The organism is Corallococcus sp. 4LFB (genome assembly GCF_046520365.1).
Classification (GTDB): Bacteria; Myxococcota; Myxococcia; order Myxococcales; family Myxococcaceae; genus Corallococcus; species Corallococcus caeni.
In genome coordinates this window covers 1-4,495 of sequence record NZ_JBKGHJ010000599.1, presented here as the reverse complement: position 1 = coordinate 4,495, position 4,495 = coordinate 1, and the positions used below count along the sequence as shown (strand labels likewise).

Annotated in this window: 2 protein-coding genes and 1 pseudogene; 1 reads left to right on the top strand and 2 read right to left on the bottom strand. The window is 71.6% G+C overall.

What is annotated here, in order from left to right:
- Together rnr and ACLEQD_RS37730 are read right to left on the bottom strand one after the other, a co-directional pair.
- A partial coding sequence (gene rnr / locus ACLEQD_RS37735) for a ribonuclease R (RefSeq protein ID WP_410390705.1) occupies window positions 1–2,457 on the bottom strand: 2,457 nt, incomplete at its 3' end.
- A 127-nt stretch (window positions 2,458–2,584) separates the two neighbouring features.
- Window positions 2,585–3,985 (bottom strand): protease inhibitor I42 family protein, encoded by a 1,401-nt coding sequence (locus tag ACLEQD_RS37730; RefSeq protein WP_410390704.1) that lies wholly within the window; start codon window positions 3,983–3,985, stop codon window positions 2,585–2,587.
- Window positions 3,986–4,147: 162 nt separating this feature from the next.
- On the opposite strand from ACLEQD_RS37730, the pseudogene ACLEQD_RS37725 reads away from it, so the two are divergent.
- Window positions 4,148–4,495 (top strand): annotated as a pseudogene (locus tag ACLEQD_RS37725) (molybdopterin molybdenumtransferase MoeA); the annotation flags it as partial.

Genomic DNA, 4,495 nt, shown 5'->3' with positions numbered 1-4,495 from the left:
CTTCCGCCACGGCGTGCGGCCCGGCTTCGCGGTCTCCTGCTCGGGGCGTCCGGCCGGCCGGGCGCTCGTGCCTGGCCCGGCGTGACGGCCCGGCGCTTCGTTCGCGTACTCGCGGCGGCGCATGGGCGGCCGCGCTCCGGTGGCACTCGGGAGCGGCGCCTCGTCCTCGAACTGGAGCGCCTCGAAGTCGATCTTCCGCGACGTCGTGTTCGCGGACAGCAGCCGCACGCGCAGCTTCTGCCCCACGCGCACGCGCCGGCCATTCGAATACACGAGCGCGTGCGTGCGCTTGTCCAGCTTGGAGCCCGGCCCCAGCGTCTCCGCCTTCACCAGTCCCTCGACGTGGACCTCGTCCAGCTCCACGAAGAAACCGAACTCGGCGATGCCCGCCACCGTGGCGTCGAACTCCTCGCCCACGCGGTCCTTCATCATCAGGGCCGCGTAGAACGCCACCACCTCGCGCTCCACCGTCATGGCCGCGCGCTCACGCTCGGAGCACTGCTGCGCCATGCCCTCCAGGGTCGCCTCCTCGCGCTCCAGCTGCGACTCCGACGGCCGCTTGCCCTTGCGCGCCCACACCGCCTTCAGGATGCGGTGCACCAGCAGGTCCGGATAGCGCCGGATGGGCGACGTGAAGTGCAGGTAGTTCTCCGCCGCCAGGCCATAGTGGCCCACGCGCGCCGACGTGTAGACGGCCTGCATCATGGAGCGCAGCAGCAGTTGGTTCAGGGCCCGCTGCTCCGGGTGTCCCTCCAGCTGCGTGATGAACGCGTCCAGCTCCTTGGACGACACGCCGTCTTCCACGTTCAGGTGGAAGCCGTACGCCTCCGCCAGCACCGCGAACGCCGCCAGCTTCTGCGGATCCGGCTCGCCGTGGAACCGGTACACCGTGGGCAGGCCCTCGTCCTGGAAGTACGTGGCCACCGCCTCGTTGGCGGCCAGCATGCACTCCTCGATGAGCCGGTGGCTGTCCTTGCGCTCGCGCTTCTCCATGCGCAGCGGCACGCCGTCCTCGCCCAGCACCACCTTGTGCTCCGGCACGTCGAAGTCGATGGCGCCTCGCGCCTTGCGCATGCCCATCAGCGCGCGCGCCAGCGCCATCAACTGCTCGAACTGGGGCTTGAGGAAGTCGCGGTGCGGCACGTCCTTGCCGTCCAGGACGTCCTGCACCTCGTTGTACGTGCAGCGCGCCACGCTGCGCATCACCGCCGGGTACAGCTCGTGCGAGCGCCGCTGGCCGTGGCGGTCGAACGTCATGTCCGCCACCATGCACAGCCGGTCTTCCTCCGGGCGCAGCGAACAGATGCCGTTGGACAGCCGCTCCGGCAGCATGGGCAGCACGCGGTCCGGCAGGTACACGGACGTCGCGCGGTTGAGCGCCTCCGCGTCCAGCGCGGTGCGCTCCTTCACGTAGTGCGACACGTCCGCGATGGCCACCACCAGCCGCCAGCCCCCGGCCTGCGGCTCCGCGTAGACGGCGTCGTCGAAGTCGCGCGCGTCCTCGCCGTCGATGGTGATGAGCGGCACCGGGCGCAGGTCGCGGCGGTTGCCCTCCGTGGCCTCCGCCTCCGTGACCTTCACCGCGAACGCGTCCGCCTCGTCCATCACCTCCGGCGGGAACTCGTCGGAGAAGCCATGGGCGAAGGCCGAGCCCAGCACCTCCGCGCTCGGGTCGCCCGGCCGGCCCAGCGAGCCGGCCACCTCACCGAACAGCCCCTGCCCGGGCTCCAGCAGGTCCGCGCCCACGCCCAGCCGCACCTTCACCAGGTCGCCGTCGCGCGCCATCTGCGTCGGCGGCACGCGGATGGGGCCCGGGAGGTTCGTGTCGGTGGTCATGACCAGCGAGTGCCGGCCCTGCGCCACGTACGTGCCCACCGCCAGCTCGCGCCGCCGGTTGAGCACGCGCACCAGCCGGCCCTCGAAGCGGCCCGGCCGTCCCGCGACCTCCACGAGGACGCGGTCGTTGTCGAGCGCCCGCTGCGCCTCGCCGGGCGGCAGGAAGATGTTCTCCCCCTCGCCGGACACCGGGTGCACGAAGCCGAAGCCGTCCCGGTGCATGTGGAGGATGCCCTCCACCTCCGGCTGCCCGGACTCCTGGAAGCGGTCGTCCCGGGAGCCGCGCTGGAGCGAGCGCCGGAAGTCGCCGCCACTACGGAAGCCTGGACGCTCCTCGCGCCCGCTGCCCGGCGTGGGGCCGCGCTTCTTGAAGGGGGGCGTGGACGGAGCCCCACGGGGTTGGAAGCCGGCGTCGGGCGCCCGGGGCGTGCGTGGGCCTTCCAGCCGGAAGCGCTTGCCGTCCTTGACGATGACGCCCGCGCGCACCAGCTCACGCAGGGCGCGCTTGAGGTCGGTCTGCTGGCCGGGGTTCAGCCCTCCCAGGCGAAGGAGCTCCTTCAAGCCCAGGGGGTGGTCGGCTTCGGCGAGCAGCTGTCGGATGTGATCTTGGGAGAGGCTCACGGTGGGGATGCGGCAAGGCCGCTGAGGGAACGGGTAAGCCCGAAGGGTGCGGGCGGGAACCCCCCGGCCCCCATTCGCCCTCCCCAGCGGACCTTGCGGTCCGGGGAGGGCCCGTGCGCCCAGGCCCTCAGGGCCTGACGGTGACGTTGATCTTGAAGGAGCGCTCCACCACGCCCGGCGTGAACGCCTTGGCGAGGAAGAACTCCACTTCGAAGCTGCCGGGGTTGCGCGGCGTGAAGAAGAACTCGCGGGTGGCCGGGCTGCCGTTGGGGCCCGGCTCGAAGTTGGCCTCGCGCAGACCCACGCGCTTGGCCAGCGTGGGCTCGATGGCCCAGGTGGCGCCGGGCTGCTCCTGCAGGCGCACGGTGAGGCCGTGGTTGAGCTTCACGTCCACGGACGTGGGCACCTCGCCCTCGATGTGGACCAGCTCCATCTCGTCGCGCGACACCGAGCGCGCCTCGGACGGACGCGGCTCCACCGTCTCCGCGGTGATGCGGCCACCCCAGCCGGACGTCTTGTCCACCACGCCCGTCACCTGGAGCGTCTGCCCCACGTGCTTGCGCAGGCTCTTGACGGCCGCCTTGCCCTCGATGGCGAAGGACACCTGCTGGCGCGTGCCGCCGTTGGAGACCACGAGCACGAAGTCCTCGCCCATCATCTCCAGGTTGCCCCGGATGCTGGCGAAGCCCTTGATGCCGGCGCCCATGCCCGCGGCGACGGCCATGGAGACCTCGCCGGGCGACAGGTAGCGCAGCTTCGGCTCCGAGTCCGTCGGCGCCGGCGCGACCTCCTCCACCTCCGGCTTCTTGGCGGAGTACTTGCGCACCTCCACCACGCCGCTGTGGTTGGTCGTCTTCTTGATGAGCCCGCTCACGGAGACCTTGTGGTCCACGTAGGCCGGCAGCACTTCCTGATCCGGCCCCTGCAGGAGGAACGTCAGCTCGCGCTTGTCGCGGCCGACGACCACCAGGTGGGGCATCTCGCCGCTGAGGATGAGGCGGCCCTTGAGGCTGCCCTCCCCCATCACGCCCCGGCCCTCGCCGGCCGTGAGCAGCTGCTCCATCTCACGCTTCGTGAGCGGCTCGCCCACGGGCGGAAGCTTCGTGGCGCGCGGGCGAGGCTTCTCCACGGCAGGGCCGGCGGGGACAATCGTGGGGGCCTTGCCCCCCGCCTTGCCGGCGCCTTTCTTGCCCGCGGGCGCGGGGGCCGCGGCCTTCGCCGCCGGCGCGGCCTTGCCAGCCTTGCCAGCAGCCTTCGCGGGAGGAGCGGGGGGAGCCGCCTTGGCCGCCGCCTTCTTGGCGGCGGGGGCCTTCTCCACCTTCTCCGCGACCGCCTTCTTCGCCGCCGCGACCTTTCCCTTCGCCCCTTCCGCCACCGCCTTGACGACCTTCGTCGCGGCCGTCGCCACCTTCTTCGAGGCGTTCCTGATCAGATCCAGGCGGGCCGCGTTGTCCTTCTTCGCGGCAGGCTTCGCACCGGCTTTTGCAGCGGGAGTCGGCTTCTTCGCCCCGGACTTGGGCTTGGCCATCGACGCTGTCTCCTTGGAAATTTCCCGTGTGCTATCAACGGGTTGGCGGGACGCCCCTGCTGTTGGACGCGAGCCTCGCGATCACGGTTGCTTGTAACGATGATCAGCTGGGCTGTCAAACTAACACTTGATTTTCCCACGGACTTTGGGTGGGAAAACAGCATGAGCGACACCCCCGCATTGCTGCCGGTGGAGGAGGCCCGAAAGCGGATCCTCGGGCTGTGCACGCCGCTGCCCACCGAGTGGGTGCCCGGGGATGACGCCCTGGGCCGCGCGCTGGCCGAGGACGTCCAGGCCCGCCGCACCCTGCCCCCCTGGGACAACTCCGCCATGGACGGCTACGCGGTGCGCGCCCGGGACCTGGCGGGCCCCCTGCCCGTGCGCCTCACCGTGGGGGAGACGGTGTTCGCCGGCAGGCGCCCCACCCGGGAGGTCGTCCCCGGCACCTGCGCGCGGATCGATGACCGGCCGCCCCCCCTGCCCCCGGGCGCGGACGCCGTGGTGATGCGC